This is a genomic window from Limosilactobacillus ingluviei str. Autruche 4 (assembly GCF_000312405.1).
Classification (GTDB): Bacteria; Bacillota; Bacilli; order Lactobacillales; family Lactobacillaceae; genus Limosilactobacillus; species Limosilactobacillus ingluviei.
This window is the reverse complement of sequence record NZ_HE997173.1, coordinates 441,127-467,781: the sequence shown is the minus strand read 5'-3', so window position 1 is coordinate 467,781 and position 26,655 is coordinate 441,127. Positions and strand designations below refer to the sequence as shown.

Annotated in this window: 25 protein-coding genes; 22 read left to right on the top strand and 3 right to left on the bottom strand. The window is 49.8% G+C overall.

Features of this window, described 5'->3' with window-relative positions; translation table 11 throughout:
- Nucleotides 1-83: 83 nt before the first annotated feature.
- From rpsN to BN54_RS02315, 3 genes are all read left to right on the top strand, one after another.
- Nucleotides 84-353, top strand: a complete 270-nt coding sequence (rpsN, locus tag BN54_RS02325) for a 30S ribosomal protein S14 (protein ID WP_019205524.1) — start codon at nt 84-86, stop codon at nt 351-353.
- Nucleotides 354-466: 113 nt separating this feature from the next.
- Nucleotides 467-1,768 (top strand): PTS transporter subunit EIIC, encoded by a 1,302-nt coding sequence (locus BN54_RS02320; RefSeq protein ID WP_019205523.1) that lies wholly within the window; start codon nt 467-469, stop codon nt 1,766-1,768.
- The gene (locus tag BN54_RS02315; protein WP_019205522.1) at nt 1,765-2,667 is read left to right on the top strand and encodes an alpha/beta hydrolase; all 903 of its coding nucleotides are present in this window, start codon (nt 1,765-1,767) and stop codon (nt 2,665-2,667) included. The genes BN54_RS02320 and BN54_RS02315 overlap by 4 nt, the downstream gene beginning before the upstream one ends.
- Before the next feature lie 72 nt (nt 2,668-2,739).
- Here BN54_RS02315 and BN54_RS02310 read toward each other — a convergent pair whose 3' ends face one another.
- Nucleotides 2,740-4,155: a C69 family dipeptidase gene (locus tag BN54_RS02310; protein ID WP_019205521.1), complete on the bottom strand. Its 1,416-nt coding sequence runs from the start codon at nt 4,153-4,155 to the stop codon at nt 2,740-2,742.
- A 204-nt stretch (nt 4,156-4,359) separates the two neighbouring features.
- Here BN54_RS02310 and BN54_RS02305 point away from each other — a divergent pair, with 204 nt between their 5' ends.
- The 4 genes from BN54_RS02305 to BN54_RS02290 all read left to right on the top strand — a co-directional run bounded on the left by BN54_RS02305 (nt 4,360) and on the right by BN54_RS02290 (nt 8,944).
- Entirely contained in the window at nt 4,360-6,189 is a 1,830-nt protein-coding gene (locus BN54_RS02305; RefSeq protein ID WP_019205520.1) for a monovalent cation:proton antiporter family protein, read from the top strand.
- 107 nt (nt 6,190-6,296) lie between these two features.
- On the top strand, nt 6,297-6,521 hold the full coding sequence (gene thmT, locus BN54_RS02300) for a 2-hydroxymuconate tautomerase (RefSeq protein WP_235807621.1): 225 nt from the start codon (nt 6,297-6,299) through the stop codon (nt 6,519-6,521).
- A 60-nt stretch (nt 6,522-6,581) separates the two neighbouring features.
- Nucleotides 6,582-8,084, top strand: coding sequence for a glycerol kinase GlpK (gene glpK / locus BN54_RS02295; RefSeq protein WP_019205518.1), 1,503 nt, complete (start codon nt 6,582-6,584; stop codon nt 8,082-8,084).
- Between the two features lie 17 nt (nt 8,085-8,101).
- Nucleotides 8,102-8,944 carry an SPFH domain-containing protein gene (locus BN54_RS02290; RefSeq protein WP_019205517.1) on the top strand — a complete coding sequence of 281 codons (843 nt, stop codon included), beginning with the start codon at nt 8,102-8,104 and terminating at the stop codon, nt 8,942-8,944.
- 127 nt (nt 8,945-9,071) lie between these two features.
- Here BN54_RS02290 and BN54_RS02285 read toward each other — a convergent pair whose 3' ends face one another.
- On the bottom strand, nt 9,072-9,749 hold the full coding sequence (locus BN54_RS02285) for a TVP38/TMEM64 family protein (RefSeq protein ID WP_019205516.1): 678 nt from the start codon (nt 9,747-9,749) through the stop codon (nt 9,072-9,074).
- 4 nt (nt 9,750-9,753) lie between these two features.
- Nucleotides 9,754-10,938 (bottom strand): DUF2075 domain-containing protein, encoded by a 1,185-nt coding sequence (locus BN54_RS02280; RefSeq protein ID WP_040469696.1) that lies wholly within the window; start codon nt 10,936-10,938, stop codon nt 9,754-9,756.
- A 206-nt stretch (nt 10,939-11,144) separates the two neighbouring features.
- On the opposite strand from BN54_RS02280, the gene BN54_RS02275 reads away from it, so the two are divergent.
- From BN54_RS02275 to cysK, 15 genes are all read left to right on the top strand, one after another.
- Nucleotides 11,145-12,914, top strand: coding sequence for a 1-deoxy-D-xylulose-5-phosphate synthase (locus tag BN54_RS02275; RefSeq protein WP_019205514.1), 1,770 nt, complete (start codon nt 11,145-11,147; stop codon nt 12,912-12,914).
- Between the two features lie 296 nt (nt 12,915-13,210).
- Entirely contained in the window at nt 13,211-14,590 is a 1,380-nt protein-coding gene (locus BN54_RS02270) for an amino acid permease (RefSeq protein ID WP_019205513.1), read from the top strand.
- A 115-nt stretch (nt 14,591-14,705) separates the two neighbouring features.
- Nucleotides 14,706-15,599 (top strand): DNA/RNA non-specific endonuclease, encoded by an 894-nt coding sequence (locus BN54_RS02265; protein WP_019205512.1) that lies wholly within the window; start codon nt 14,706-14,708, stop codon nt 15,597-15,599.
- 140 nt (nt 15,600-15,739) lie between these two features.
- Nucleotides 15,740-18,049 carry an Aq_aa27 family P-loop NTPase gene (locus BN54_RS02260; protein ID WP_019205511.1) on the top strand — a complete coding sequence of 770 codons (2,310 nt, stop codon included), beginning with the start codon at nt 15,740-15,742 and terminating at the stop codon, nt 18,047-18,049.
- Nucleotides 18,050-18,082: 33 nt separating this feature from the next.
- On the top strand, nt 18,083-18,331 hold the full coding sequence (locus tag BN54_RS10400) for a hypothetical protein (RefSeq protein WP_235720470.1): 249 nt from the start codon (nt 18,083-18,085) through the stop codon (nt 18,329-18,331).
- The gene (locus BN54_RS02255; RefSeq protein WP_235720469.1) at nt 18,303-18,923 is read left to right on the top strand and encodes an alpha/beta hydrolase; all 621 of its coding nucleotides are present in this window, start codon (nt 18,303-18,305) and stop codon (nt 18,921-18,923) included. Before BN54_RS10400 ends, BN54_RS02255 begins: the two co-directional genes overlap by 29 nt.
- Nucleotides 18,924-18,925: 2 nt before the next feature.
- Nucleotides 18,926-19,105 carry a hypothetical protein gene (locus tag BN54_RS02250; protein ID WP_019205510.1) on the top strand — a complete coding sequence of 60 codons (180 nt, stop codon included), beginning with the start codon at nt 18,926-18,928 and terminating at the stop codon, nt 19,103-19,105.
- A gap of 125 nt (nt 19,106-19,230) precedes the next feature.
- Nucleotides 19,231-20,394, top strand: a complete 1,164-nt coding sequence (locus tag BN54_RS02245) for a hypothetical protein (RefSeq protein WP_019205509.1) — start codon at nt 19,231-19,233, stop codon at nt 20,392-20,394.
- Between the two features lie 64 nt (nt 20,395-20,458).
- Nucleotides 20,459-21,553 (top strand): ABC transporter ATP-binding protein, encoded by a 1,095-nt coding sequence (locus BN54_RS02240; protein ID WP_040469854.1) that lies wholly within the window; start codon nt 20,459-20,461, stop codon nt 21,551-21,553.
- The gene (locus tag BN54_RS02235; RefSeq protein ID WP_019205507.1) at nt 21,550-22,362 is read left to right on the top strand and encodes an ABC transporter permease; all 813 of its coding nucleotides are present in this window, start codon (nt 21,550-21,552) and stop codon (nt 22,360-22,362) included. Before BN54_RS02240 ends, BN54_RS02235 begins: the two co-directional genes overlap by 4 nt.
- A gap of 50 nt (nt 22,363-22,412) precedes the next feature.
- Nucleotides 22,413-23,156 carry an ABC transporter permease gene (locus tag BN54_RS02230; RefSeq protein WP_051014605.1) on the top strand — a complete coding sequence of 248 codons (744 nt, stop codon included), beginning with the start codon at nt 22,413-22,415 and terminating at the stop codon, nt 23,154-23,156.
- Nucleotides 23,153-24,229, top strand: a complete 1,077-nt coding sequence (locus tag BN54_RS02225; protein WP_019205505.1) for an ABC transporter substrate-binding protein — start codon at nt 23,153-23,155, stop codon at nt 24,227-24,229. The genes BN54_RS02230 and BN54_RS02225 overlap by 4 nt, the downstream gene beginning before the upstream one ends.
- A 53-nt stretch (nt 24,230-24,282) precedes the next feature.
- Nucleotides 24,283-24,780: a phosphatidylglycerophosphatase A family protein gene (locus tag BN54_RS02220; protein ID WP_019205504.1), complete on the top strand. Its 498-nt coding sequence runs from the start codon at nt 24,283-24,285 to the stop codon at nt 24,778-24,780.
- 43 nt (nt 24,781-24,823) lie between these two features.
- On the top strand, nt 24,824-25,684 hold the full coding sequence (locus tag BN54_RS02215) for a homoserine O-acetyltransferase/O-succinyltransferase family protein (protein ID WP_268869339.1): 861 nt from the start codon (nt 24,824-24,826) through the stop codon (nt 25,682-25,684).
- Nucleotides 25,681-26,613 carry a cysteine synthase A gene (gene cysK, locus BN54_RS02210; protein WP_019205502.1) on the top strand — a complete coding sequence of 311 codons (933 nt, stop codon included), beginning with the start codon at nt 25,681-25,683 and terminating at the stop codon, nt 26,611-26,613. The genes BN54_RS02215 and cysK overlap by 4 nt, the downstream gene beginning before the upstream one ends.
- Nucleotides 26,614-26,655 lie beyond the last annotated feature (42 nt).

Genomic DNA, 26,655 nt, shown 5'->3' with positions numbered 1-26,655 from the left:
TGGGACCCCGTTCGCTACACTAACATCAGTGAATTGACTCTCCTCACCTGGGGACAACTTGAGTAGGCTGATAAGGAGTTTTTATGGCAAAGAAAGCAAAAATTGCCAAGGCCCAACGCCAAGCAGCAATGGTGGCCAAGTATGCGGCCAAGCGGGCAGCGCTTAAGGCCGCCCATGATTATGCTGGGTTAGCTCAGCTGCCCCGTGATGCCAGCCCAGTTCGGCTGCGCAACCGGGATCAATATGATGGTCGACCGCGGGGCTATTTGCGGCAATTTGGGATGTCGCGGTTAACTTTCCGGCGCTTAGCCCATGAAGGCAAGCTGCCGGGCGTCAAAAAAGCTAGTTGGTAAGTCCGAACCACCCTTTTTCGCGCGGAAAAGGGGTGGTTTTATTTTGGAAAAGGGCTTGCAAATCAGTGGTTAGCACGCGACAATAAGGAAAAATCAGAAAGAAGGGGACCAAGATGCAAAATTGGTTGGGAGCGCGAGTGGCAGCCCTGCACCACCGCACCTTTACCCGCGCACTGCGGCGGACCTTAGTGGTCATTTTTCCCTTTGTTTTAGTCGGGGCCGTTAGTCAATGGCTGCAGGACAGCTTGCTCAATCCCAGTGGCTTTTTATACGGGGTTCTGGCCTTAGATGCGTGGACGACACCTGGCGTGATGCAAGTTTTGAGCAGCAATTTAATGGCTTTACGCGCGGTGACCTTAGGGATGGTTGGATTAGCGGCGGCGTTTGCCATGGCTAAATACACGGCCAGAAGCTACCAGCGCGATGAGCAGATGGCGGGGCTGACGGCATTGAGCGCCTATCTCTTATTGGCGTTGCGGCATGGCAACAATGGGCGCTTTAACCTCGATTGGATGCTGACCTCGTATGGGACCTTATTATTAGCGCTTCTGGTTGGCTATTTGGTTGGCCGGGCCTTTCGCCGGTGGGGGCAGCCCGCCTATCTGCCCCGGGAAGTGGCTTTAAGCGAAATCTTTTACCGGATGTTTGCGGCGTTACGGCCGATCTTGATTGTCTTAACCATCAGTTTAGTGTGCCAAGGCTTGTTAAATTTGGCTTCTTACTACAGTTTACTTTCGCAATTTTACGGCTCATTGCAGGGGATCGGCAATGGCAACCAGCCGGTCTGGCTGAAATTTGCGGTAATTTGTTTGACCAATATCTTGGCCTGGGGTGGTTTAAATGGGCCATACTACAATGGCCAGCTGGACTTGGACGGCAGCCAAGTTGCGGCGGATTTAAATTACTTACTGACCCATCACGGGCAAGGTGACTTACCGTACCCGTATTTGGCTTCGGTTTTGCAAAAAGCCTTCGCCAATTTCGGTGGCCCGGGCCTGACCCTGGCCCTGTTGATTGCCCTGATTTTAGCCACCAACCAGCGGGATTACCACCGGCTAGTGCGGACCAACCTAGTCCCGGTGCTCTTTAACAGTGATTATGGCCTGGCGGTGGGCTTACCGGTGTTGCTGAATCCCTTGTACTTGATTCCCTTTTTAGGGTTGCCTTTGCTTAATCTGGCGGTAGCCAGTGGCTTGTTGGCTTTGCACCTGTTTCCGACCCCGGTTTACCCAGTCCCAACTGGTACGCCGGGCATTCTCTATGCCTTTTTTGGGACCAATGGCAACTGGTGGGCCCTGTTGACTTCATTGGTCCTCTTGGCCGTTGATGTTGTGGGCTACTTGCCGTTTGTCAAGTTGGCCTTGCGGCTTAACGACCAGCTGCCAGCAACTGATCAAGGGAGGGAAAACGGATGAAGCTTAAATTCATGGATCCCCAGCAAAAGCGGACCTGGCGTTTTGCCTTGGCGGCCTTACTGGTCATTATTTTGCTGACGATTCCTGCCTATTTTCAGATGCACAGTTCGAACCAACTGCGGGCGCAACGGCAACGGGCTACAATGTCACCAATCATCATGATTCCTGGTTCATCGGCTACCAAGGAACGGTTTAATCGCTTAGTCAACCTGTTGAATCGCGATACCCACCAAAAGCATAGCTTGCTAAAAGTTGAAGTTTACAATAATGGCAAAATCACGTACAGCGGTAAAATCAATAAAGGAGATCGCGAACCCTTTATTGTCGTCGGTTTTCAGAATAATCACGATGGCTACGACAACATCAAGAAGCAAGCCACCATGTTTGATGCCGCCTTTGCCCAGTTAAGTGAAGAATACCAATTCAACAACTTTAAGGCCTTTGGGCACTCCAACGGGGGGCTGATTTGGACTCGCTGGATTGAGACTTATTACGATGATTATAAAGATGACATTAAGCTACGGGTCTTGATGACGGTGGCCTCGCCCTTTAATTTAGCCGAAACTTCGATTAAAAATAAAACCCAGATGTTTACCGACTTTGTCAAGCACCGCACCAAGATTCCGCGCAGCCTGGATGTGATTGCCGTGGTCGGCAACGAAGATTCCTATACTTCTGATGGCTTGGTCCCAGCTGATTCGGTCTTAGCGGGGAAGTATATCTATCAAAAACGCGCTCACAGCTATACTTCCATGACGGTGACTGGCGAGCAAGCGCAACACTCCAACTTGCTGCAGAATAAGCAGATCGTGAAGCTGATTGAACAGTATTTGATGGATTCAACCAAGCAACCCCTCAAGCGGGGCAAACGACCGACCCTCACGAAAGGAAGCGAATAGCAAGGGAGAAGAAAACGGAAAAAGACAGCCCCGGTAGAACGTTTACTTCGTTCTCCGTGGCTGTCTTTTCGTCTAGAGATTTTCGTCCGTATTAAAGTTTAACGCAGAGTAATCGGTCATTTTCACGATTAAATCCAGGCTCAGCTGTTTGTAAGCATTAAGCACATCAATGGCAAAATTGGTACTTTGCCGGGTTAAATAAGCGGCCCGCTTGCTGGGGTCTAACAGGGCTAAGGCTTGGTCAGTTTTTTCCACCATTTCCGTCGCTTTGATCCGCTGTTCCTTTTGCACGTCGCGCAAGAGTGGCAAGAAGTCGTGTAAATGGCTGTCAACTAAGACGCTGGCGTGTTTAAAGATCCAGTAGGCGGCGTTTAATTGGGCCGGTAATTTACCCCGTTTGTAGGCAGCTGGTACTTCAGTGATGTCGGCAAAGAAGGGCACGAAGGTACTTTGGTTGGCAACCCCCATCGCTAGCCAGTGTATGTCGTTACCTTCCGGTCGATTCATTTGCAAGACGTGTGATTCCTGGGTCTTCGCCAAGCTGATCGGCCGGTAGCGGTGCTTTTCTTCTTCCGTTCCCAAAGCGCCAATCGGGTCGTACGGGGTGCCTTGGTAGTGGCTGGCCAGGTAGTCTTGGGCATCAAAAATGGAAAGCTTACGCTCAGGCTTCATGATAAAGGGCAGGGCTTGGCTTTCGGGTGTTTCCAAGGCTGCGGCCTTCGGGCTGAACATTTGGTGACCATACCAGACCCGCGGGGTGGAATAAATGGCATCCGAGCGCGTCTGGGTTCCGAAAATCTGGCGGAAGTTAAAGCCACTGGTGGCGGGATTTAAATGGTGATCAGCCACAAATTCACGAATTTGGGGGTGGTATAAGAAGTTAGCCTGGTCATCAAAATCAATTTCTTCAATTGCCAACTGGTTACCAACTACAGCATAGGCATCATCGGGAATCCGCTGAGCTACCCAGTAGTGCCCCGCCCCAGATTCAAAGTACCAAGCTTCATCGTCGTCAGCAAATAAGACCCCGTTGGTTTCCCCGGTCCCGTACTTGGCAATCAGGTTGCCCAAGCGCTTAACCCCTTCCTTGGCACTTTTGACAAAGGGGAGCACCACGGTGACCATCGCTTCTTCGTTCAAGCCGTTTTCCACCAGCGGATCAAAGCCTAAGACCCGTTCGTTGGTATAGGCGCTTTCGGTGGCGCTCATGGCCACGTGATACTCATTGATCCCGGCTTCTTCAAACAAACCGTAGCGATCAGTCCATTCGGGCGTGGCGGTGTACTTGAAGCTATCCTTGGGCAAATCAAGAACTAAGCCGGTGTCTTTCGAGGTAAAACGCCTCCCGACACTACCACGGGGATGTACGACAAAGCGTTTCGGCCAGGCGGCTTTGGCATCTTCATTGCGGCCAATCATGATCGTGCCGTCAATCGAAGCGGCTTTACCGATTAGGATACTTGTGCAGGCTGATAATTTTTTGATCATCAGGATTGCCTCCTTGAAAGTGGTTTCGTTTCCTTTTATTGTATAATATTCGCCCGAAAATGTCCGTAAATTTGGACTTTTTGTCAATTTTTCTATCTTTCGTGAATGAAGTGCAAGCGAAAGGGTGGTATTTTGCGCCAATTTGCGCTAACCTAGGTCAGAAAACTTTTAACCTTGCAAACTAAACGATGATGGAGGGAAAACATGACTCAGTTATCGATGTTTATCGTCATGTTAGCCGCCCTAGTAATTCCGATTATGATGGCCCGCTTTAAAATCACCAGCGTGCCCACGGCCGTGGCCGAAATCGTGGTCGGGATTATTCTGGGGCAGTCGGGCCTGAATTTGGTCCACCAAACTGATACCCTGACGTTGCTTTCAGACCTCGGGGTCATCTTATTGATGTTCTTATCCGGGATGGAAATTGATTTTGGCCTCTTTAAGCCCGGCAGCAATGATGAACAAGCAACCGCCTCGCCCGTGCGCTTGGCCTCGGTGGCCTTTGCGGGCGTCTTGGCCATGGCGGCGTTGTTGAGCTATGCCTTGAAGGTGGCCGGCCTATTCAGTGATCCCCTGTTGGCAACGATTCTGTTTTCGACCGTTGCGTTAGGAGTGGTGATCGCGACTCTCAAGGAAAAGGAGATATTAAGCAAACCGATGGGGCAAACGATCCTGCTGACGGCGGTGTTGGGCGAAATCGTCCCGATGTTTGGCTTGACGGTGTATGCTTCGATCAATGGGGGCAACGCTAGCCAGCTCTGGTTGTTGGTGTTGTTGCTGCTGGCGGCCTTGGTGTTGCTGTACCGGTTCAAACAACCCTTTATTTGGTTTAATAAGGTCACCAAAGCGACGACCCAGTTGGATATTCGCTTGGCCTTCTTTTTGATCTTCACTTTGGTCATTATTGCCGAACAGGTGGGGGCCGAAACGATCTTAGGGGGCTTTTTAGCCGGCATGGTGATGAAGCTGTTAGAGCCGCATGAATCCACCGCGGAAAAGCTGACTTCCATCGGCTATGGCTTCTTTATCCCGATCTTCTTTATCATGACCGGGGTAAAACTGAATTTACGAGAATTGTTTGCCAATCCAGCTGCCTTGGTCTTGATCCCGATTTTGATGGCCTGCTTCTTCCTGGCCAAGCTGGTCCCGATTCTGGTGTACCGGCGCCGTTTCTCCACGCGCAATGCAATTGCCGGGGGCTTTTTGACGGCGACGACGATTACCTTGGTGCTGCCGACCTTAGCCGTGGCACGGGGGCTGCACGTCATTTCCAGCAGTCAGTCCGACGCCTTTATCCTGGCGGCCGTTTTGGTCTGTGTCCTTGCGCCAACCCTCTTTAATTCGGTGTACCGGCTGTCCAAAGAGGACCTGCTCAAGCAACGGGTTGTGTTGGTGGGGGCCAATATGTTAACGATTCCGATTGCCCAGCAATTATCCAAGGAGTGGTACGATGTGCATGTGGTTACCACGCAGCAAACCAATTATGAGACCTACGACAGTGAGGTCGACAATTTGACCTTCCTGCCCGAGATCACGACGGCGACGATGCAAGCAGCCGGCTTGCTGGACGTGGACATCTTCGTGGCCAGCTACCTGGATGACCAAGCCAACTTTGACCATGCCCACGTGGCCTTAGAAGCCGGGGTGCCACGGATCATCGCCTTTCAAAATAATCGGGCGGTGGATAACGACCGGGTCGATCATTTAATCGGCGAAGGCGTTGAAATTTTTAATGCCTTTAACGTGCAAACCAGTGTCTTGCGTGCCTTAATTGAGTCGCCATCCGTAATGGGGATGCTGACCGACACGGAGGCTGGGTTGTACGAAGTCCGGGTGGTCAACCACCGCTTTACCGGCCGCCAACTGATGGAATTGCCATTTATCGACAAAATTACCGTCAGTCGAATTCGGCGGCGCAACCATTGGATTACCCCCCACGGGTCGACGATTTTGGAATACAACGACCGGTTGATCTTTACCGGAAAACGTGACGACGTAGCTGAAATTCGGCGCCAGCTGCGGAAGCAAAATTAACGTTGGAATCGGTGGGCCCACCCGGGCTGGCCGATTTTTCCTTTTTTTCGGGGGCAAACCGTAATTTTTCGGCGGATGCTTTTCGTTGTAAGCGGAAATATGGTAAAATACGCTTATTAAACAATGGCCATAAGGAGGAAGAAACCATGCCACTGGTACACATTGAATTATTGGAAGGGCGGACACCCGAACAACTCAAGGGCTTAGTTCAAGATGTTACGGCTGCGATCGCCAAGAACGCGAACGTGCCCGAAGAACGAATCCACATTGTGTTAAGTGAAATGAAGCCCGATCACTACGCAGTGGGCGGGACGCTGAAGAGCGAAGGCTAGTCTGCTGGAATCCCTCCCGGTTGGGGAGGGATTTTTTGATGGAAGAAAGGACTGAGGGACGTGAATGAAGAACAATATGTAATGGCCATTGATGAAGGAACCACCAGTGCCCGGGCGATGATTTTTAATCACGCGGGCCAAGTCGTAGCGATTGCGCAGCGGGAGTTTACCCAGTATTTTCCGCAGCCGGGTTGGGTGGAGCACGATGCCTTAGAGATTTGGGATGCGGTCCAAGCCGTGATTGCCGATGTCATGATCAAGGCCCAGATTCAGCCCTACAAGATCGCTTCCATTGGGATTACCAACCAACGCGAAACGACGGTGATTTGGGATAAGCACACCGGTCAGCCGATTCACCGGGCGATTGTTTGGCAATCTAAGCAGACCGCGCCGATTGCCGAAGAGCTGGTGGCAGCGGGCTTGACGGCCGAAATTCACCAAAAGACTGGGTTGGTGATTGATTCATACTTCTCGGCCACCAAAATCAAGTGGCTCTTGGATCATGTCCCTGGCGCGCGGGAAAAAGCAGCCGCGGGGGATTTATTGTTTGGGACGATTGATACCTGGTTATTGTGGAATTTGACCAGTCACCGGGTTCACGCCACGGATGTTTCAAACGCTTCGCGGACGATGCTGTTTAACATTCACACCTTGGATTGGGATCAATCGATTTTAGACCGGTTGGACATTCCGCGGGCCATGTTGCCAGCCGTTAAGCCGTCCTCCTCGATTTTTGGCTACACCAATGACTATCACTTCTTTGGTGTCCAGGTGCCGATTGCTGGGATGGCTGGTGACCAGCAGGCGGCGCTGTTTGGGCAAGCGGCCTTTGAAAAGGGGAGTGTTAAAAATACGTACGGGACCGGGGCCTTTATTATGATGAATACCGGGACTGAACCCGTTTTGTCGCAAAATGGTTTGCTGACGACGGTGGCCTATGGCCTCGATGGTCAGGTCAACTATGCCTTGGAAGGCAGCATTTTTGTGGCTGGCTCGGCAATTCAATGGCTGCGCGATGGCTTGCAGTTCTTTAAGTCGGCCAGTGAATCGGAGGCAATGGCCGTTGCCGCGGAAACAACCGGCGGGGTATATGTCGTGCCGGCCTTTACCGGTTTAGGGGCCCCGTATTGGGATCAAGAAGTGCGCGGGGCGATGTTTGGGCTTACGCGCGGCAGCGACCGGGGCAACATTATCCGGGCGACGTTGCAGGCGATTGCTTACCAGACCCGGGATGTGGTGGACACAATGGTCAAGGACACGCAATTGCCGTTAGCCCAGCTGGCCGTTGATGGGGGCGCCAGTCGCAATAATTACCTGATGCAATTCCAGGCGGACTTATTGCAAACGCCCGTGGTCCGGGCGGCAATTGAAGAAACCACCGCCTTAGGGGCGGCCTACTTGGCCGGCTTAGCCGTGGATTTTTGGTCCAGCCCGGCTGAATTAGCGCAGTTAAGCAAACTGGGGCAGCATTATGCACCAACGATGGCCCCGGCCCACGCCGAGCAATTGTACGCGGGCTGGCAGCGGGCGATTCAAGCGGCCCAGTTGTTTAGTCACGATTGAAAAAAGGGGGGACAAACATGGAAGAAAAACGCGTCTTTCACGTTAATGGTTACCTAGGACTTTTGGTTGCCTTGCTGCTTTTGGTTGGGGGTGGCTGGGGGATTTACCAGGGCCACTATTTCTTGGGGGCCTTGTTGATCCTCATTGCCTTGTTGGCAGGGTCGTCGCTGACGATTGTCCAACCGAATACAGCCAAAGTGCTAACCTTTTTTGGTAGCTACGTGGGGACGATTCGCGATGCCGGCCTCTTTTTAACGATTCCCTTAACCAATAAAGAACCGGTTTCGTTACGGGTCCGTAATTTTAACAGCCAGGTCCTCAAGGTCAATGATTTAAAGGGGAATCCGATTGAAATTGCGGCCGTGATCGTCTTTAAAGTGGTGGATACCGCCCAAGCTTTGTACGCAGTTGATGATTACGAAGCCTTTGTCGAAATTCAGGCCGAATCAGCAATTCGCCATGTGGCTAGTGAATATCCTTATGACACCTTTGAAGATGAAGCGGCATTAACCTTACGGGGTAATCCCAATGAAGTCTCAGCCAAATTGACCGCGGAGTTACAAGCCCGGTTGGCAGTGGCCGGGGTAAAAGTCATTGAGACCCGGCTGACGCATTTGGCGTACGCGACCGAGATTGCTTCGGCCATGTTGCAAAAGCAGCAGTCGGCCGCCATCTTAGCGGCGCGTCAGACGATTGTGGCCGGAGCCGTGTCAATTGTTGAGGACGCTTTGCAACAGTTAACCAGGGAAACGGACTTGCAGTTGAGCCCGGAACAACGCTTAACCATCATTAACAACTTATTAGTAGCAATTGTTAGTGAGCGGGGCAGTCAGCCAGTGATCGAAACGGGTCAGCGGTAATAACAAGCATAAACTGAGCGTTATCCACGCGGGTAACGTTCTTTTTTTTAGGGACTAAGTATAAAACAAATATTTACTTTAACTAGACCTAAAATAAAAAAGCAGCCACTAATTATCAGCAGTCACTTCAGTTGGCACTCCGATGCCGTTTCCACCCCAAAACTTGGCGTAGCGCCACTAACCCAACGATCAAAATTCCGATTACGCCAAAGCGTTTTAAATCGCCGTGCATAATTGCATCGCCCCCAAAAGCATACAAGACGGAGGTGGGGAGCATACCAATTGCGACCATCAACAAAAACTGTAGCCGCGACACCTTTAATTGGCCACAAGCATAATTGACCAACACACTGGGCACGATGGGAATCATATAGCCTAAGGTCAACCCAACTAACGGGTGCTTATGTTGCATTAGGTTGGTTAAGATGCGGTTTTGCTGGAAGTGCTTAGAGAAACTGAGGTGCTTAATCAGCCCAAAACAAGCCACATTGCCACCGACATTACCTAACCAATTAACTGCCAAGCCAATTGCTGGTCCGTAGCAAAGTCCCACTAAAATACAAACTAAGGAATTGGAAGCCCCGGGAACCGCGTTCAATAAACCAATTAACAGCAAAAAGAAGATCAAATCTTGGGCACCATGGGCCCGTACCAACTTGATCAACTCTGGTCGGTCTGCGGCATGATAGTGCAATAACAAGTGTACTTCCGGGCCAAAATCATGCAGTAAAGCCACCACAAACAAAAAACTCAGGCCAAGCCCCAGCCCCATTAACAATCGTTTATCGAATTTGGTTGGATGCATTAATCTAACTCCTTTCGGCCGACAAGGCCATTAATGTGCGCCGCAAGCGCGGGTCGTGGGCATAAACATAGGTACCCATCACGCCGCGTTTTAAGATCACGTTGAGTGCATTACGCACCATGGTTAACTTTAACTGTTTGATTTCGCGCGGATTGGTTAAGTCTGCCCGCCGTTTAAACGCTTCAACGTCAGTATATTTACTGAGGTCAACGGCCAGCTGGCCCGTTTGGGGATCCTGATAAAAAATGGGCCCGATGATAATCCCGGCGTAATTAAGGTCGAAGCCTTGACAGGTATAGATGGACCCAACCTCATCAATGCTGGCTGGTAATTCTGCCCACGGCGTGCTGGTAAAATTATATTGATCCCAAGGCAGGCGAAATGCTCCTTCTTCGATATAGTGTTTGCCGCCATCCAGCGTTGAAGGGTACCCGGAGGTTGCTAACATTCGCGCTAGGCCGACCCGTTGGTTTTGTTTAACAATCAATTGCCGCATCGCTTCGGCGTCATCAAAAATGCGAAAGTCGTACGTCGTCTGGTTTAGCGGGGGCAGCGGCTGAATTTTGCCGTCAGTAAATTGATTGATCCAGTCTACCAAGGAAGCTGGGGCCTGCATACGCAGCTGTTGTTGCAACCGTAAGGTCAAGTGGGGATATGGGGCCAGCAATTTTTGTAGGCGCCGGGGAGTCCAGAGGCTCTTCATGCGTAGGACCTGACGGAAATCGATTACCAGCACTACCACTTGACTGCGCTTGATCAATTCCAACAATTGATTCTCATGATAGAAGTTATTATAGTGATCCGGCTTTGACAGTAAAAGGTGGGCTTCATCAATTAAAACCACATCTAATTGCTGATCGTGCTTTTCGAGCTGGTTAATCATGGTGGTCGGGCGCTGAAAATCTTTTTTCAAAAGGTGTGGTTGTGTCCCAGCCAATTGACGGTAGACTTTTAAGACCTCGGGGTGATTTACTAAAAAGCGGTTTTGGGTTTGGTAAACCGCACTGGCCGGTTGGGTACGGGCGGCCACCTGCAAGTCATTAAAGAGGTGCGTCAAAACAACGCTTTTGCCGGTCCCGGCTTCCCCTTCAATGACTAAGACCGCCGGGGTTTGCCCCGTGGTTAGATGCTGTTGGATGAATGCTTGGGCCTGCTTAATCAGTTGGGCTTGCTCCGGCGTTAGCGGCAGTGTTGGGGATAGCTTCTCAGTTGCGGTCTTTAAATAATACCATTAGACGTCCTTCTTTCGATCAATTTATAGTCAGTGTAGCACACGTGGAAAATGATTTCGCATTCATCCGTAAATTGCTGTAAAATGATTTTAATGAAGTTTCGTTTGAGAATTGACTGCCCAGTCTTTAATTTGCTGGGGAGGGAAATAAAGGAGACGACGATATGAATCTGCACCCGGATTATTTATTAAATGACATCAATGAACCGCAAGATTTAAAGCAGCTAAACTTAACGCAGCTGCAACAACTGGCCACGGAAATGCGCCAATTGGTCTTGGAGCGGGACAGTGCAATTGGTGGTCACGTAGGGCCAAATCTGGGCATTATGGAAGTCACCCTGGCTTTTCACTACGTGTTTGATTCCCCCCACGATAAAGTAATTTGGGATGTCTCCCATCAGTCTTACCCCCACAAGATGTTGACGGGGCGGAAATTAGGTTTCTTGGATCCTGACCATTACGGCGATGTGACCGGCTTTACCGCACCAGAAGAAAGTGACCATGACTTCTTTGAAATTGGCCACACTTCGACGTCAGTGGCGTTAGCCGTCGGAATGGCCCAGGCCCGGGATATGCGGGGCAAACAGGAAAATCTGGTGGCCGTGATTGGCGATGGTTCCTTAAGTGGGGGCCTGGCCTTTGAAGGCCTTAATAACGCCGCTAAACTCCATTCCAACTTGATTATCGTTGTCAATGACAACCAGAATTCCATTGCCCCCAACCAAGGGGGCCTGTACGAAGGGTTGGCTGAGTTGCGGAAAACAGCCGGGCAAAGTGCCAATAACTTATTTAAATTTATGGGGCTAGACTACCGCTACGTGGCTGACGGAAATGACTTGGCCACCATGATTGAAACTTTCCGGGCCGTTAAAGACATTGACCACCCGATTGTCTTGCACGTGGTCACCCAAAAAGGGGCTGGCTATGCCCCCGCTGAAGCAGCACCCGAACGTTATCACTGGCGCGCCCCGTTTGATCTGACCAGTGGGGAAGATCGGCAAGCCGCACCGCAAGAATCCTATTCTGCAGCGATTATTGACGAATTACTCAAGCAAGTCGAAGCGGGGGTCCCAATTGCGGCCATTACGGCGGGGATCCCGGGCGCCTTTGACCTTCACCGGTTTGAAAAGCAATACCCGACCCATTATTTTGACGTCGGGATTGCCGAGCAAATGTCGGTGACCTCAGCGGTGGCAATGGCCCAAGCGGGGATTCGGCCAGTCGTGTTTGAAAGCAGTACCTTCCTGCAGCGGGCATACGACCAATTGGTGCACGACATGGCTTTAAACAGTGTCCCCGTGGTTATGATTGTGCGGGGGGGAACGATTAGTGCCGGCTCTGCAACGCACCAAGGCAGCTTTGACATTTCTTACCTTAGCAGTCTGCCAAACATTGAGTACTTGGCCCCGACCAGCGTAGAAGAAATGCTCTCGATGTTGCGGTGGGCGATTGCGCAAACCGAAGTTCCCGTTGTCATCCGCCAACCGGAAAAAGCGGTCTTACACCGTCCGGCGACGCAAACCGATTACAGCAACATTGATTACGAAATTGCCCACCAGGGCAGCGAAGTCGCGGTCATGGCCGTGGGTGATTTCTGGACGCTGGGTGAAGAAGTTGTGGCACAATTAAAGCGCAAGTTAAACATTGATGCCAGTCTGATCAATCCAAAATCATTAACCAATATTGACCGTGAAGACCTGCATTATTTGCAAGAACAACACGACTTAGTGGTCACCTTGGAGGATGGCAACTTAAGCGGTGGCTTTGGCGAAATGATTGCCCGCTACTTCGGGGCTACCAATATTAAAACCCTTAACTTCGGCGCGCCCCGTGAATTTGCGGATAATGTGCCTACGGAAGTGTTGGCCGAATGGTACCACTTGACGCCGGAACAAATTGTTGATGATATCGAGCGGGTGTTGCATTCAATGTAACGAAAAACGGAATTCTGAGAAAGTTATCATTTTTACTTGTCAAGAGTTCTTTCTAATGGTATCCTAATAATCGTAAATTACCACCAAAGGAGGAAGTAGCCATGTCACGTCACGTCAGTTTATTTGTTGCGAGCCAAACTACTTCCACCTCAACCACAACAACACTTGTGGGTTGAGGGATTTTGCGGTGGATTAAATAGCGTTAATCAAACCAAGCCAGATCTTTCAGCCGATTGTTTTCAAAGAGGTGGAAGATCTGGCTTTTTAGCGTCAAGAGAAGAAACGAGGGGATTTTGATGGATAAGCAAGGAAAACAGCTTAAGCGTTCCATGACGCCTGGGCAAATGGAAATGATTGCGATCGGGGGGACGATTGGGTCCGGGTTGTTCATGGGGGCCACGTCCACGATCAAATGGGCCGGTCCATCGGTACTGCTGGCCTACGCCTTTGTCGGCATGGTCTTATATGGTGTGATGCGGGCCTTAGGGGAGCTGGTTTACCTGAAGCCGGGAACGGGTTCGTTTGCCGATTACGGGGCTGAGTATATTCACCCGGTGGCAGGTTACGTGGTCAAGTGGAGCAATATTTTCCAATTTATCATTGTGGGGATTTCTGACATTATTGCAATGAGTCAGTACCTTAATTATTGGTGGCCGAATTTACCGGATTGGATCTCCGGAATTGTGATGATTGTCATTTTGACCTTGGCTAACCTTGCCTCAGCCAAAACGTACGGCCGCTTGGAATTCTGGTTTGCCATGATCAAGGTGGTCACGATCATCTTCATGATCATTGTTGGTTTGTTAGTGATCACCGTCGGGTTGGGTAACCATTGGCACCCCGTTGGTATTAGTAATCTTTGGACGCATGGAGGCTTCTTCCCGAATGGCTTAAAGGGCTTTGTCTTTGCCATGGCCGTGATTGCGGGTTCGTATCAAGGGGTTGAACTGCTGGGGATTACGGCCGGTGAATCAGCTTCACCCCGCCATGCCATTGTTAAATCGGTTAAGTCCGTGTTGTGGCGGATTTTGATCTTCTACATTGGCGCGATCTTTGTAATTGTTTCGATCTACCCATGGAATCAATTAACGGCCGTTGGCTCACCATTCGTAGAAACCTTTACGAAGGTTGGGATTACGGGGGCCGCTGGGATCATTAACTTCGTCGTATTGACGGCCGCCTTATCCGGGGCAAACTCGGGGATTTACTCCGCCAGCCGGATGCTGTTTAAGCTCTCCGTTGACAAAGAAGTGCCGGCCTTCTTCAGCAAGTTGTCGAAACGGGTGGTGCCAAACGTCGCGATCTTAACGATTTCGTTCTGGATCTTCGTGGGCTTTGTAGTCAACTTTGTCTTAACTTCAATTAACTCGGCTTCTTCCAACCTGTTCGTAATTGTTTACTCATCCAGTGTCTTGCCCGGGATGGTGCCGTGGTTTGTAATCTTATTGGCAGAATTAAAATACCGCCAGCAAAACCCGCAGGATTTGGTCGACCACCCCTTCAAAGTTCCGCTGTTCCCGTACTACAATTACTTTGCCTTGTTGGCCTTAACCGTGATTGTGCTCTTTATGTTTATCAATCCGGATACCCGCGTTTCCGTTTCGGTCGGGGTAATCTTCTTAGCCGTGATTATCGCCTTGTTCTTCGCACGCCATAATCACAAGGCCCAAGCTTAATATTTTTTAAAGTGTCGTTCCCCAGTGGAAGGCACTTTTTTCTTTTGCGAATGAACGTTCCAAAGGCCCCTAGCTATGATAAAATGTTAATAAGAAAGGCAAAAGGAGAAAGTACATGAAACGAAAATTCCGCAAATTTTGGCATTGGCTCGCGGTCTTCGCAATTTTGTTCGCGGTGGCGGCCGCGTTTGAACAGCCAACAGATCACGCGGCAACCAGCAACCAGTCGACAACCCAGGCTAGTTCGAATAGACTAACCGCGCTGATCAATAATTTTTCGACGGGCTGGCACCAACGTTCGAGTCAAACCACCAGCAATTCGATGACGCCGCCGAACCAGACCTTGGCTAGTTCGGTCTTAACGCCAACCGTCCGGCAGCAAGTGGGCGGTGAATTAACTTGGAACGGCCATGGGGCGTTTATTGTCAATAATAACCAAACCAAACTGAAGGCTAACATTACCAGTGCACCCTACGCCGTGAATCGCTTAGACCAACTTGGTCGTGCTTGGCAGGGAGACGCGTGGCTTAACAAAACCACGCGGCAGTACCGGAACCGCAGTGACACTGGCAATGGCGCTACCGATTGGAAGCCCGCTGGCTTCTTACAGGCGACCCATTTAACCAATGGGCCCAGCCATGCTTATGATCGGGGCCACCTCTTGGGGTATGCCTTGGTCGGGGGGCTCCGCGGTTTCGATGCCTCGGAGGCCAATCCAAAAAATATTGCGACCCAAACGGCGTGGGCCAATGAAGCCCGCAGTCAAACGGCCACGGGGCAAAACTACTACGAAGGATTGGTTCGCCAAGCGCTGGACCGGGGCAAACAAGTCCGTTACCGGGTAACGAATATCTATGATGGCAATAATAAAGTACCCGCGGGCGCGCATTTAGAAGCCAAAAGTAAGGACGGCAGCCTGCAATTTAATGTTTTCGTCCCGAACGTGCAACGCAACATTCGCATCAATTACGCAACTGGGGCAGTCAGTTTAGCAAACCAGTCGGATTAATCTTTTACGGGCGTGACTTTTTGGTCACGCTTTTTTCTTTTACCTCCGCCATCAGCGGCGAAACGTTGAGCCCCGCCGGTAAATGTAGTAAAGTTAAAGTAATAGCTTACGTAAAAAATCATGATTGGAGCGGCGTTGTGATGGCAACCGAAATTGAAACTTCATCCGCAAACAAACGGATTCACGTGGTACATAACCACCAAAATCAAACAATGAGTATTTCCGAGATCTTTGATGCGCAGACTTACCCGCAACTAACGGCTGTGACGGGGCAGTTGAGTGCGGCGTTTTTAAATCGCTATTTAAATGAGTTTGTGCAGCTGGAAATTGCCTTAGGGTCACCTTCATCGCCGCATCACTATACTTCAATGGAAACCATTACCAAGGATGCCTTGGCTACGGCAATGCTTGCGGTGGCCAATAAAGAGGCGACCCGCCTATTTTTACAACTGTCCAGTCAATTACAGGTGATGGCCTTGGCGGGAGTATTAAAAGTGGAAATGGCGCCCGCCCAAGCGGTGCACTCCCGTTTTTACCTCCTGGCCAATCCGCAAACCGGCCAAACCCGGGTGGTCTTAGGATCGATTGATTTAACGGAGCCGTCTTTTGACCCCAATTACAACCGGTTTGAAGAAATTCTGGTGTTTGACAACGATCCCCTGTATGACAACTTATTGCAACACTTTAAGTTGGACTTGCGCCCAGTTCTGGTTTCTTATTTCTCCAATCACCTCCTGACCATGGCTGAAAATCAGCTGAAGGAACGCAAGCAAGCGGATCCGGATGCTAAGCAAGATAGTGTGATCATTTTGGCCAATGAGGCGACTGATCAGCTGGTTGAAAAAGAAATGACTGATTTATTGGTCACTGATTTACAACACCAATTGGACCGGCAATTACTACGGGCTGATACCACCCTGGGTATGCGGAACGTCACCTTGAATCGGTCGCGGGACCAAGAACAGGCTGAGCAAGCCATTAAGCAACGCGATATCGTCTTGAAACTGCAAAAGCAAGCCGTTTCACCCCGGGCAGCGCGGCCTAAGATCAAGGAGCGTGCCCAAATCGCCAAGCAGATCCAAGATGAAATGAAAGCAGCCGTGTCGCCCCAAGACTTGGCCGTCGAGAAGAAATACACCACTTTCTTATATGATCGGCCCTTGGAACGCAACATTACCCATAACCATACGGGATTATATACCCCCAATGATACGGGTAGTTATCCGATTCCGTTTGGCCAGTTGGCAACGATTGCTCAAATCAAGCACAGCCTGCAGCAAATCGAAGCCGTAATGGAAGGCTACGCTCAATTTGTGGTTGACTATACGCCGGAATACGGTAAACGCTTCTATGAAGCAATCCTGTATGCGTTTACGGCGCCATTTTTGTGGGAGATTCGGGAAAAGGCCAGTTTGAACCCTGAGGATGGTAATGACATCCCCAATTTCCTGATTCTGGGGGCCAGTGCTGGCTCCGGCAAGTCAACGTTACTCCGGATCATTAATCAATTAACCTGGGGGACCGATAAGTCGATGATCGACTTTGGGACCATTTACCCAATGAACGCTAACCAACGCAAGGCCAAAACCGTCCAGGCCTTGGAAAGTTACATGAAACAGGGCAGTACCTATCCGGTGCTAATCGATGAAATTGAACCCTACTTCTTCCAACAACACCAGTACAGTCGGCGGCTGATCGTGGACACGATGAATCAATTGGTAAACAGTCCTAAACCCGTGGCGCCCCTGATTGGGACTACCAACTACAATTCGGGCTTTACCATGCAACGGGAAACGGCCCGGCGGACCTACTATTTGCAATTGGATAAGGTCATTGACGGGGAAAAGAAAGCGGCGGCCGCTAAATACATTTTTGGGGTCCGTCAAGATCTGGATAACGTTTTGTTTAAAGACTTCGTGGTCCGGATGGCCAGCCTACTAGAAGATGATGGGACGCCATGGCGAATGTTTGATGCCAAAACTGGACAACTAGACTTCCTAGCAATGACGCGAAAGCTGTTCCGAGATTACTATAAGTTAGCGGATTTGCCGCTACCGGCTTACTTTGCGGACGGCTTGTGCGATGACTTTGGCGAAAACACCCGCGCCAAATGGGCCAAACTGTACTTGGCCAAGGAAGAAGAATTCCGCTTCCGGGCCGAAAAGAATAGTTTGATTTTTGATATTACCAAGTTAAACAGCTTTAACGGCTTTAGCAACGATGCCGTTGAAGAATACCGAAATGCCTTGCCGGTCGAGCTTTGTGTTGATGGCATCAACGGAAAAACTGGCAAATTTGTTGAAATTAAGTCCCCGGCGTTTTATAAGTGGATTGGGATTGATGATCCACACCTTAAGCCGGCGGCAGAACCCACCCCAGCGACACCAGCAACCCCGGCGCCAACCGAAAAGAAAAAGAAAAAAGGTTTTTGGGCGCGCTTATTTGGTTAGTCACCCCAGCCCGCTCGTTAAGGAAGCGAGATTATGCAACGACAATGGTTAAAAATGGCCCGGCGGGTCGGGATCAGTATCTTAGTGATCGCTTTGGCAGTGCAAGCTTATTTGTTGCGGGGCAGCCGGTTTACAAACGTCACCACGTTTGCCCCCACAGTCCAAACCACAAAGGTGCCGACCTTGCTGATTCCCGGGTGGGGTGGCAATACCTGGACTTACCAACGCTTCATCGATTACGCTGCGCGCCACCATGACGATCTGGGTCGCTCCCAGTGGTAAAGTAACGGTGAAGGGGCACGTCCAAGGGGTTAAAAATCCGCTGATCCAATTATTGTATACGTGGAATTACACTCCCACTTACCAAGGACAGGTTAAACAACTGACCCGGGTCTTGTTGCTGTTGGCGCGTGATTATCAGGTTCATGATCTAAACGTGGTGGCCCACTCGTATGGCGGTACTGAGTGGTTGCATGCGTACATTGCCAATCCCCAGCTGCAACGCCAGCTTAATTTTCACCGGGTCATCTTGCTGGGCGTGCCCACTGATGAAAGCTTTGGGGCAAAAACGAAGTACACCCAAACGCTTTTTAAACGGTCGGTGGATCCAGAATTTTTAAAGTTGACCCACCAGATTCAATCCGCCCATTTAGGGAGTGATGATTACCTTTATAATTGGATGGGGCAAACCCAACCTGGCACGGACGGCGAGGTCCCAATTGTGCAATCAGAGATGTTGCGTTCCTTGATTAAAAACAAGCACGTTCATTACCACCAACGCATTTTTCCAGCGACTAATCATCTTCAGTTACACCAAAAGCCCACGATTTTGCGGCAAATTTGCCAAGTCCTGTGGGGGAAAGGAAACGGTTAAAAATGACCCAAGCATCAGTCCACAAAGAACCTGGCCAAGTAACCGGAATCATCTGGCGGGGCCCGACCGATTTGCAAACATACGCCGCGCTGAAAAGCTATGCGGCCGCAACTGACCAATCGGTGGCCGCTGCGGCTAAACAGTTGATTCAATTGAGCCTAGCAAACCAATTGAACAAATAAACCGCTGGGGGCGAAAAAATCCCCGGCGGTTTATTTTTACTAACAGATTTTTAGGGGAATTCCCCCGTTGATAGGGAAAGTGTGATAGAGTTAGTAAGTTGAGATAAAGGAAGGGGGGATGGTGAATGCTCAGGATCTGTCAGAGCTATCAAAATGCATTTACCCTCACAAAACCAACTGGGAATCATCCCACTCAGGCAGCGTTAAATTGGTATGTCAAACCGGCGCGCCTCGGGGAAATTGAAATGTTGTTGTTCATTAATGAACGTTCGTTGATGCCCATTTTAATTCCCGGGCCAACCTACTTACGGGTGGCGCCGCCGGTGGTGTTTGCCCACGTCTTGCAAATGGTTTTAGGTGGTTTTCAATTCGCCACCACCAAGATTCATCATTACACCAATGAAGTGGTCGCAACTATTCAAGGGGCACCTGAAATTACTGACGATTTTCGTCTTGAACGCATTACGCGGGAGTATCAAGCGATGATTGCTGATTTCGACGGCGGCTTACTGGATGAAGACGAACAAGAAAACTTGATTGAAAATCTAAGTCAATGCTCGGTCGAACTGGCCCAGCAAGTAACGACGCCCACCCAGGGCAATCCTTTAATGGACCTTTCAGATGCGGTAATGACGGAATTTATCTTGCCGGCCAGCCTGAAAGAAGATTCAACGGCTTTGCGGCAAGCGTACGCACGCTATGATCAGTACCGCTTGTTAACGGCTGGTGAGCCTGCCTTTGCCAAGATCGTTGCTCAGTTAAGAAGTGATAATGAGCTCATGTTGAAGGCCTTTCAAGCCTATTTAGAAACTCAAGTCGGCTTGGATTCCGATCCGGCATACGCTTTAGTCGGGGTTATTAATAACTACGTCAATGATTATTTGTTGGCGATCCATCCTTTAACGCCAGTCAGCGATTTAACCATGCCGGCTGATTTCTTGCTTAACGGACCGTATGCCAATGATGAGCAAGAAGTTAAGCTCGCCTTAGAAGCCGTCAAACAGTTTGGCCGCTTTGCCAGCGCGGTCTTGTGGCACAACGAAAAGGCGGATATGCGCTTGTTTAGCGAAGCCTTAATCAAAGCGGAACGCCAATTGGCAGTCGAAAGCGGTGACAGTGACTTTGCTTTGACCAGCAGTCAACGCCAAATCCAAGATTTATTAGCGTTTATGTTAAAAAATCACACGGATGTTTTGGCTGGGGCGTTGACTAACCTCACCGCGGCCCAGCGCGCCCAATTGGCCCAGTTGTTGCAAGCGGTGGACCAGGCGCCTGAAACACCACTTTAGTGGGGACCAAGGGGAAAAATTGTTATACTAAAATTGATTTGAACAATGTTTGCAAAGGAGAGTGATACGATTGGCGATTCTTAAGTTTGAAGGGGTTAAAAAGCAGTTCGGGGACAACGTGATCTTAAAAGATATCAATTTTGAAATTGAGGAAGGCAAGTTTTATACCATTCTAGGCCCTTCCGGGTCGGGAAAAACCACCATTTTACGGTTGATTGCGGGCTTTGATTACCCCAATGGCGGGTCAATCTATTTCGCTGGCAAACAAATCAATCAATTACCGGCCAACCAGCGCCAAGTCAACACGGTCTTTCAGGATTACGCACTGTTCCCCAATTTAAACGTGTTTGAAAACATCGCCTTTGGCTTACGGCTCAAGCGCATGAAGAAAAAAGAAATTCAACTCCGGGTCCAAGAAGCCTTAGCATTGGTCCACCTTGCTGGCTATGCCCACCGTGAACTGGATGAATTATCCGGAGGGCAAAAGCAACGAGTGGCGATTGCCCGGGCGATTGTCAACCGGCCAAAAGTTTTGTTGCTAGACGAAGCTCTTTCGGCTTTGGACCACAAGCTCCGCAAAGAAATGCAAAGCGAATTGCGCCAGTTGCAACGGCAATTGGGGATTACCTTTATTTTCGTGACCCACGATCAAGAAGAAGCCTTGGCCATGAGTGATCAAATCATGATCATCAATGAGGGCCTGATTGAACAATCGGGGAGTCCGGTTGATATCTATGATGAGCCGCTCAATCACTTTGTAGCTGACTTTATTGGTGAGTCTAATATCATCCCCGCAACCATGGTGCGCGACTTTGCGGTGGCTATCAACGGCAAAGAATTTATTTGTGTGGATGCGGGAATTACCCCCGGCGAGCAAGTTGAAGTGGTTTTACGTCCGGAGGATTTGGATATCACGACCGTTGAAAAGGGCAAGTTAACCGCCACGGTTGATTCCCAACTCTTCCGCGGGGTTGATTATCAAATTATGGTCCATGATACGGATGGGCATGAATGGAAAATCAATTCGATTCACAAAACGACCGTCGGCAAACAAATTGGGATTACCTTTGATCCTGAAGACATCCACGTGATGCGGAAGAATGAAACCCAAGCCGAGTTTGACGCGCGGTTGGAATCTTACCAGGGGGTGGAAGCATGAGTGAAAAAAAGCACCTCTTTTTTGCTTTGCCATACTACCTTTGGCTGGCCCTCTTTGTGATTGCTCCCCTGGTCTTGATCTTTTATCAATCCTTTTTAAATCTCCACGGGCAATTTACGGTCCAAAACTACCTGGATTTTGCCCAATCCAGCGTTTACTTAAAAATGACCTTTAACTCGGTTTGGTACGCGTTTTTAATTACCGGGCTGACCTTAATCATTGCCTATCCAGTCGCCTATATCATCGCTCAGTTTAAGAGTCGCGACTTTTGGTTGGCGTTGGTAATTTTGCCTACCTGGATTAACCTCCTATTGAAAACCTACGCTTTTATTGGCATTTTAGGTGAAAAGGGGTCGATCAACACTTTTCTGCGGTTCATTGGATTGGGCAGCCATCAATTGTTGTTTACGGACGCCAGTTTTATCTTGGTGGCCGCTTACATTGAACTGCCCTTTATGATCCTGCCCATCTACAACGCCATTGTGGCAATTAAGCCGTCGCTGATTAATGCCAGTTTGGATTTAGGCGCCAGTCGCTTCCAGACTTTCCGACGGGTGATTTGGCCGCTGACTAAAAACGGGGTGGCTGCCGGCATCCAAGCCGTCTTTATTCCTTCTCTGTCCCTCTTTATGATTACGCGCTTAATTGGTGGAAACCGGGTCATTACCCTGGGGACGGCCATTGAAGAGCACTTTTTAACCACCCAAAATTGGGGAATGGGGTCGACGATCGGGGTGGTCTTAGTGGTGGCCATGCTAATTGTCATGCTCTTAACCGATGATTCTAAGAAGGGAGGGCGGGCAAAGTGAAAAAGACCCCAGCCTTGAGCAAGTTGTACTTGACCGTAATCTTGCTGGTCATGTATTTGCCAATTTTTTACTTGATTTACTACTCCTTCAGCTCGGGGGATACGATGGATGGGTTCCGCCATTTCTCTTGGACCCACTATCAGGCCCTCTTTGCTGATACGCGAATGATCAGTATTGTTTTAAACACCATCATTATTGCCTTATTGGCCGCCACCTTGGCGACGGCGATCGGCACTAGTGGCGCCTTATTGATTGAACGCATTAAACGGCGCGCTTTGCGGCAAAATGTCTTGGTTCTAAACAACATTTTGATGGTGTCACCCGATGTTATTATCGGGGCGAGTTTCTTAATTTTCTTCACCTTCCTGGGGATTAAACTGGGCTTTTGGTCGGTGTTGTTATCCCACATTGCCTTTTGTATTCCCATCGTGGTTTTGATGGTGTTGCCCAAGGTTAAAGAATTACCCCAATCCTTGACGGACGCGGCCTATGACCTGGGCGCCACCCGTTGGCAGGCCTTTTCTCAAGTGACGATCCCCGGCATTATGGATGGGATTAAGGCCGGTTTTTTCATGGCGTTGACCTATTCGCTGGATGATTTTGCAGTTACCTTTTTTGTTACCGGGAACGGCTTTTCCACCTTGTCCGTGGAAATCTATTCCCGCGCGCGGCAGGGGATTGATTTGGAAATCAACGCCTTATCAACAGTGATGTTTTTGGTTTCATTGTTATTGGTTTATGTTTATTATCGTTTTTCCGTTAAGCCAAGTTCAAAAGGGGGCGTCGTCAAATGAAAAAATTAGTCGCGGCGTTAGTGACCCTAGGCTTGGTCATTGCGGGCCTGTTGGTTTGGAATCACCAATTAATGGCCAAACAAAGTGCCGGGGCGACCGGCAGCAAAACCCTGGTAATTTATAACTGGGGGGACTATATTGATCCCAACTTAATTAAAAAATTTGAGAAGCAGACCGGCTACAAGGTGGATTATGAAACGTTTGATTCCAATGAAGCCATGCTAACAAAAATCCAGCAGGGGGGCACCCGGTATGACTTAGTGGTGCCTAGTGAATACACGGTCCAACGGATGCAAAAAGAGCATTTACTGCGAAAATTGGACCACCGCCAACTGCCGAATTTGAAGTACTTGGCGCCCCGCTTTTTAAACCAAAGTTTTGATCCTGGCAACCAATATTCGGTGCCGTATTTCTGGGGGACATTAGGCATTGTCTATAACGATAAATTGGTTGCGCACCCCCTAAAGCACTGGGAGCAACTTTGGGATCCACAATACCGCAATCAAGTCATGGTTTATGACAGTGCCCGGGATATGATGGCGATTGCCTTGATCACTCAGGGCCACTCCGTCAACACCACCAATTATGGGGAACTCCAAGCCGCGGAACGCAAACTGCAAGGGTTAAGCCAAAATACCCGGGCCGTGGTGGCCGATGAAATGAAGATGTATCTCAAGCAAGACGAAGCGGCGATTGGGATTGCTTACTCGGGGGATGCCGCTGAAATGATGGACGTCAATCCTCATTTGCACTATGTCGTGCCGACCGAAGGTTCCAATATTTGGTTTGACAATTTTGTCATCCCCAAATCAGCGAAGAATCTAAAAGGGGCGTACGCCTTCATGAACTTTATGCTGGAACCAAAGAATGCGGCCCAGAATGCAGACTACGTTGGCTATGCGACCCCCAACCAAGCGGCGCGCAAGTACTTGCCAAAGGCCGTCACGCACAACCAAGCTTTCTATCCAGATGCGCAAACGATGAAACATCTGGAAGTTTACCGGGACTTGCCGAAGAAAGTAAACCAAGAGTACAACGACCTGTTTTTAGAATTTAAGATGTTTGTAAAGTAGCATTGGCCCCTGCAGCTTCGGTTGTGGGGGTTCACTAGTTAAAGGAGTTAAGTATGGACAGTAAAACTTACAAGTACCCAGATACCAAAGCTTTTGAATTCGTCACTACAGCCTTAGCCAAGCGGGGGGTTGACCTCTACGAATTAGCCAACGACGCCTATGAACTGCAAAAAGAATTTTTGCCGGACCTGACCGTAGCGGATTGTTATGAAGAACTGCTGACCGTTTTGCACAAGCGGGAATTGTTAAACAACGCGATGGTAGCGTTAGAATTAGACCGGTTGACGGAAGCCGGTTTAATTCAAGAACCGTTGCAATCCATTATTACCCACGATCTCGGTGTTTTTGGCGTGGATGAAGCCCTGGCCTTGCAAATTGCAAATATTTACGGCACTATTGGCGCTACAAATTTTGGTTATGTTGACCGGGTCAAATCCGGCATTATCAAGAAATATGATACCGATGCCAACCACGTCAATACTTTTATCGATGACCTATTAGGTGCGATTATCGCTGCTGTGTGCGGTAAAATTGCCCACCGGTACGCTTAAAATTCATCCTTCTTATTTGTAAGTAAAGCGGGAATCAGTTACAATAAGAGCTAACCAAAAGGAGGTGCCGCGGGTGGCTTACCCACCATTACGAATTGGGATTTTAAACTTAATGCACGATCGCGCGGCTACGCGGTCCCGGTTTGAGTATGTCTTACAGCAGGCCAACATTGCTGTGCAAACCGAATTTTTCTACCCGGTTTCGCACTACCGTCAGCGCGCCGTGCCGGTTAGTGTGCAAGCCCTGGCCGCGCCGTTAAGTGAAATTGAATTGGCAAAGTTGGACGGCTTTATCATTACCGGGGCACCGATTGAGCACTTGGCGTTTTGCCAGGTTGATTATTGGGCGGAATTACAAACGTTAATCGACCAGCTGGTTGCGCATTCACTGCCCCAACTTTACGTTTGTTGGGGCGCGATGGCGGCTTTGCATCACTTGTATGGGATTGACAAGGTCGCCTTGCCGCAGAAGTACTTTGGGGTCTATGCCAACCAAATTTATCAATCTCACCCGGTCTTAACGGGACTGCCACCGACATTCTGGGCGCCACACGCGCGTTATGCCGAAATGAACCGGCGCCAAATTCTGGCTCACCCCGCCTTGCAATTAAATGCGGAATCGGTGGACCACCGGTTGATGTTGGTCTCAAATCCTAGGGCCCAACAGTTGTTTTTGTACGCGCATTTAGAGTATGAACGCGAGGCCCTCTTGGCCGAATACCAACGCGAAATAACCGCGCACCCAGAACGGGAGTATCGCCAGCCGCAACATTACTTTGCTGATCCATTAACCATGCAAGCTCCCCAGTTTAAATGGGAAACGACCCAACGGCACTTCTTTAATAATTGGGTAACGCAAATCGCACAGCATAAAGCAGCAGCTCACAAGGAGGATTTACCATGACCAAGCTTTATAACTCTGTAACAGAACTAATTGGCCAAACCCCAATCGTCAAGTTAAACCGGGTGGTTCCGGCGGGGGCCGCGGATGTTTACGTCAAGTTGGAATTCTTCAATCCCGCCGGTTCCGTTAAGGACCGGATTGCGTTGGCGATGATTGAACAAGCTGAAAAAGCTGGCCAATTGCAACCCGGCGGCACGATTGTCGAACCAACGTCTGGGAATACCGGGATCGGCCTGGCCATGGTCGCAGCCGCTAAGGGTTACCACCTGGTAATTGTGATGCCCGAAACGATGAGTGTGGAACGCCGCAAGCTGATGCAAGGCTACGGGGCGGAATTAATCCTGACGCCTGGGGCTGACGGGATGAAGGGGTCCATTGCGAAAGCGGAAGAACTGGTCCAAACCAAGGGCTACTTCATGCCGATGCAGTTTGAAAACCCAGCTAACCCCGCAATTCACGAAGCCACCACGGGGCAAGAAATTATCAATGCCTTTGGGACCGAGCAGCTCCCGGATGCCTTCGTTGCCGGGGTCGGAACTGGTGGTACCTTGACCGGGGTCGGCAAAGCTTTGAAAGCGGCCAACCCGAACGCAAAGGTTTACGCGCTCGAACCAGCTGAATCCCCCCTCCTTAAAGAAGGGCAGGCGGGCAAGCACAAGATTCAAGGGATCTCCGCGGGCTTTATTCCAGCAACCTTAGACCAAGAAGTTTACGACGGCGTAATTGAAGTCGCTAGTGATGACGCCATTGCGACGGCGCAACAAGTTGCCCACCAGGAAGGCTTCTTACCAGGGATTTCGGCAGGGGCCAATATTCACGGTGCGATTGAACTTGCTAAGCAGTTAGGGGCCGGAAAAAAAGTGATCACAGTAGCGCCAGACGGTGGTGACCGCTACCTGTCAACCGATCTCTTTAATTTTACTAACTAATTTCCAGCCAATCACAAAAGCCGGTTTTCCATCCAACGTGGA

Bases quoted from the DNA above. Each gene is read 5' to 3' on its own strand.
- rpsN (WP_019205524.1), top strand. From the start codon at position 84: ATGGCAAAGAAAGCAAAAATTGCCAAGGCCCAACGCCAAGCAGCAATG.
- BN54_RS02320 (WP_019205523.1), top strand. From the start codon at position 467: ATGCAAAATTGGTTGGGAGCGCGAGTGGCAGCCCTGCACCACCGCACC.
- BN54_RS02315 (WP_019205522.1), top strand. From the start codon at position 1,765: ATGAAGCTTAAATTCATGGATCCCCAGCAAAAGCGGACCTGGCGTTTT.
- BN54_RS02310 (WP_019205521.1), bottom strand. From the start codon at position 4,155: ATGATCAAAAAATTATCAGCCTGCACAAGTATCCTAATCGGTAAAGCC.
- BN54_RS02305 (WP_019205520.1), top strand. From the start codon at position 4,360: ATGACTCAGTTATCGATGTTTATCGTCATGTTAGCCGCCCTAGTAATT.
- BN54_RS02290 (WP_019205517.1), top strand. From the start codon at position 8,102: ATGGAAGAAAAACGCGTCTTTCACGTTAATGGTTACCTAGGACTTTTG.
- BN54_RS02285 (WP_019205516.1), bottom strand. From the start codon at position 9,749: ATGCATCCAACCAAATTCGATAAACGATTGTTAATGGGGCTGGGGCTT.
- BN54_RS02275 (WP_019205514.1), top strand. From the start codon at position 11,145: ATGAATCTGCACCCGGATTATTTATTAAATGACATCAATGAACCGCAA.
- BN54_RS02270 (WP_019205513.1), top strand. From the start codon at position 13,211: ATGGATAAGCAAGGAAAACAGCTTAAGCGTTCCATGACGCCTGGGCAA.
- BN54_RS02265 (WP_019205512.1), top strand. From the start codon at position 14,706: ATGAAACGAAAATTCCGCAAATTTTGGCATTGGCTCGCGGTCTTCGCA.
- BN54_RS02260 (WP_019205511.1), top strand. From the start codon at position 15,740: ATGGCAACCGAAATTGAAACTTCATCCGCAAACAAACGGATTCACGTG.
- BN54_RS10400 (WP_235720470.1), top strand. From the start codon at position 18,083: ATGCAACGACAATGGTTAAAAATGGCCCGGCGGGTCGGGATCAGTATC.
- BN54_RS02255 (WP_235720469.1), top strand. From the start codon at position 18,303: ATGACGATCTGGGTCGCTCCCAGTGGTAAAGTAACGGTGAAGGGGCAC.
- BN54_RS02250 (WP_019205510.1), top strand. From the start codon at position 18,926: ATGACCCAAGCATCAGTCCACAAAGAACCTGGCCAAGTAACCGGAATC.
- BN54_RS02245 (WP_019205509.1), top strand. From the start codon at position 19,231: ATGCTCAGGATCTGTCAGAGCTATCAAAATGCATTTACCCTCACAAAA.
- BN54_RS02235 (WP_019205507.1), top strand. From the start codon at position 21,550: ATGAGTGAAAAAAAGCACCTCTTTTTTGCTTTGCCATACTACCTTTGG.
- BN54_RS02230 (WP_051014605.1), top strand. From the start codon at position 22,413: ATGTATTTGCCAATTTTTTACTTGATTTACTACTCCTTCAGCTCGGGG.
- BN54_RS02225 (WP_019205505.1), top strand. From the start codon at position 23,153: ATGAAAAAATTAGTCGCGGCGTTAGTGACCCTAGGCTTGGTCATTGCG.
- BN54_RS02220 (WP_019205504.1), top strand. From the start codon at position 24,283: ATGGACAGTAAAACTTACAAGTACCCAGATACCAAAGCTTTTGAATTC.
- cysK (WP_019205502.1), top strand. From the start codon at position 25,681: ATGACCAAGCTTTATAACTCTGTAACAGAACTAATTGGCCAAACCCCA.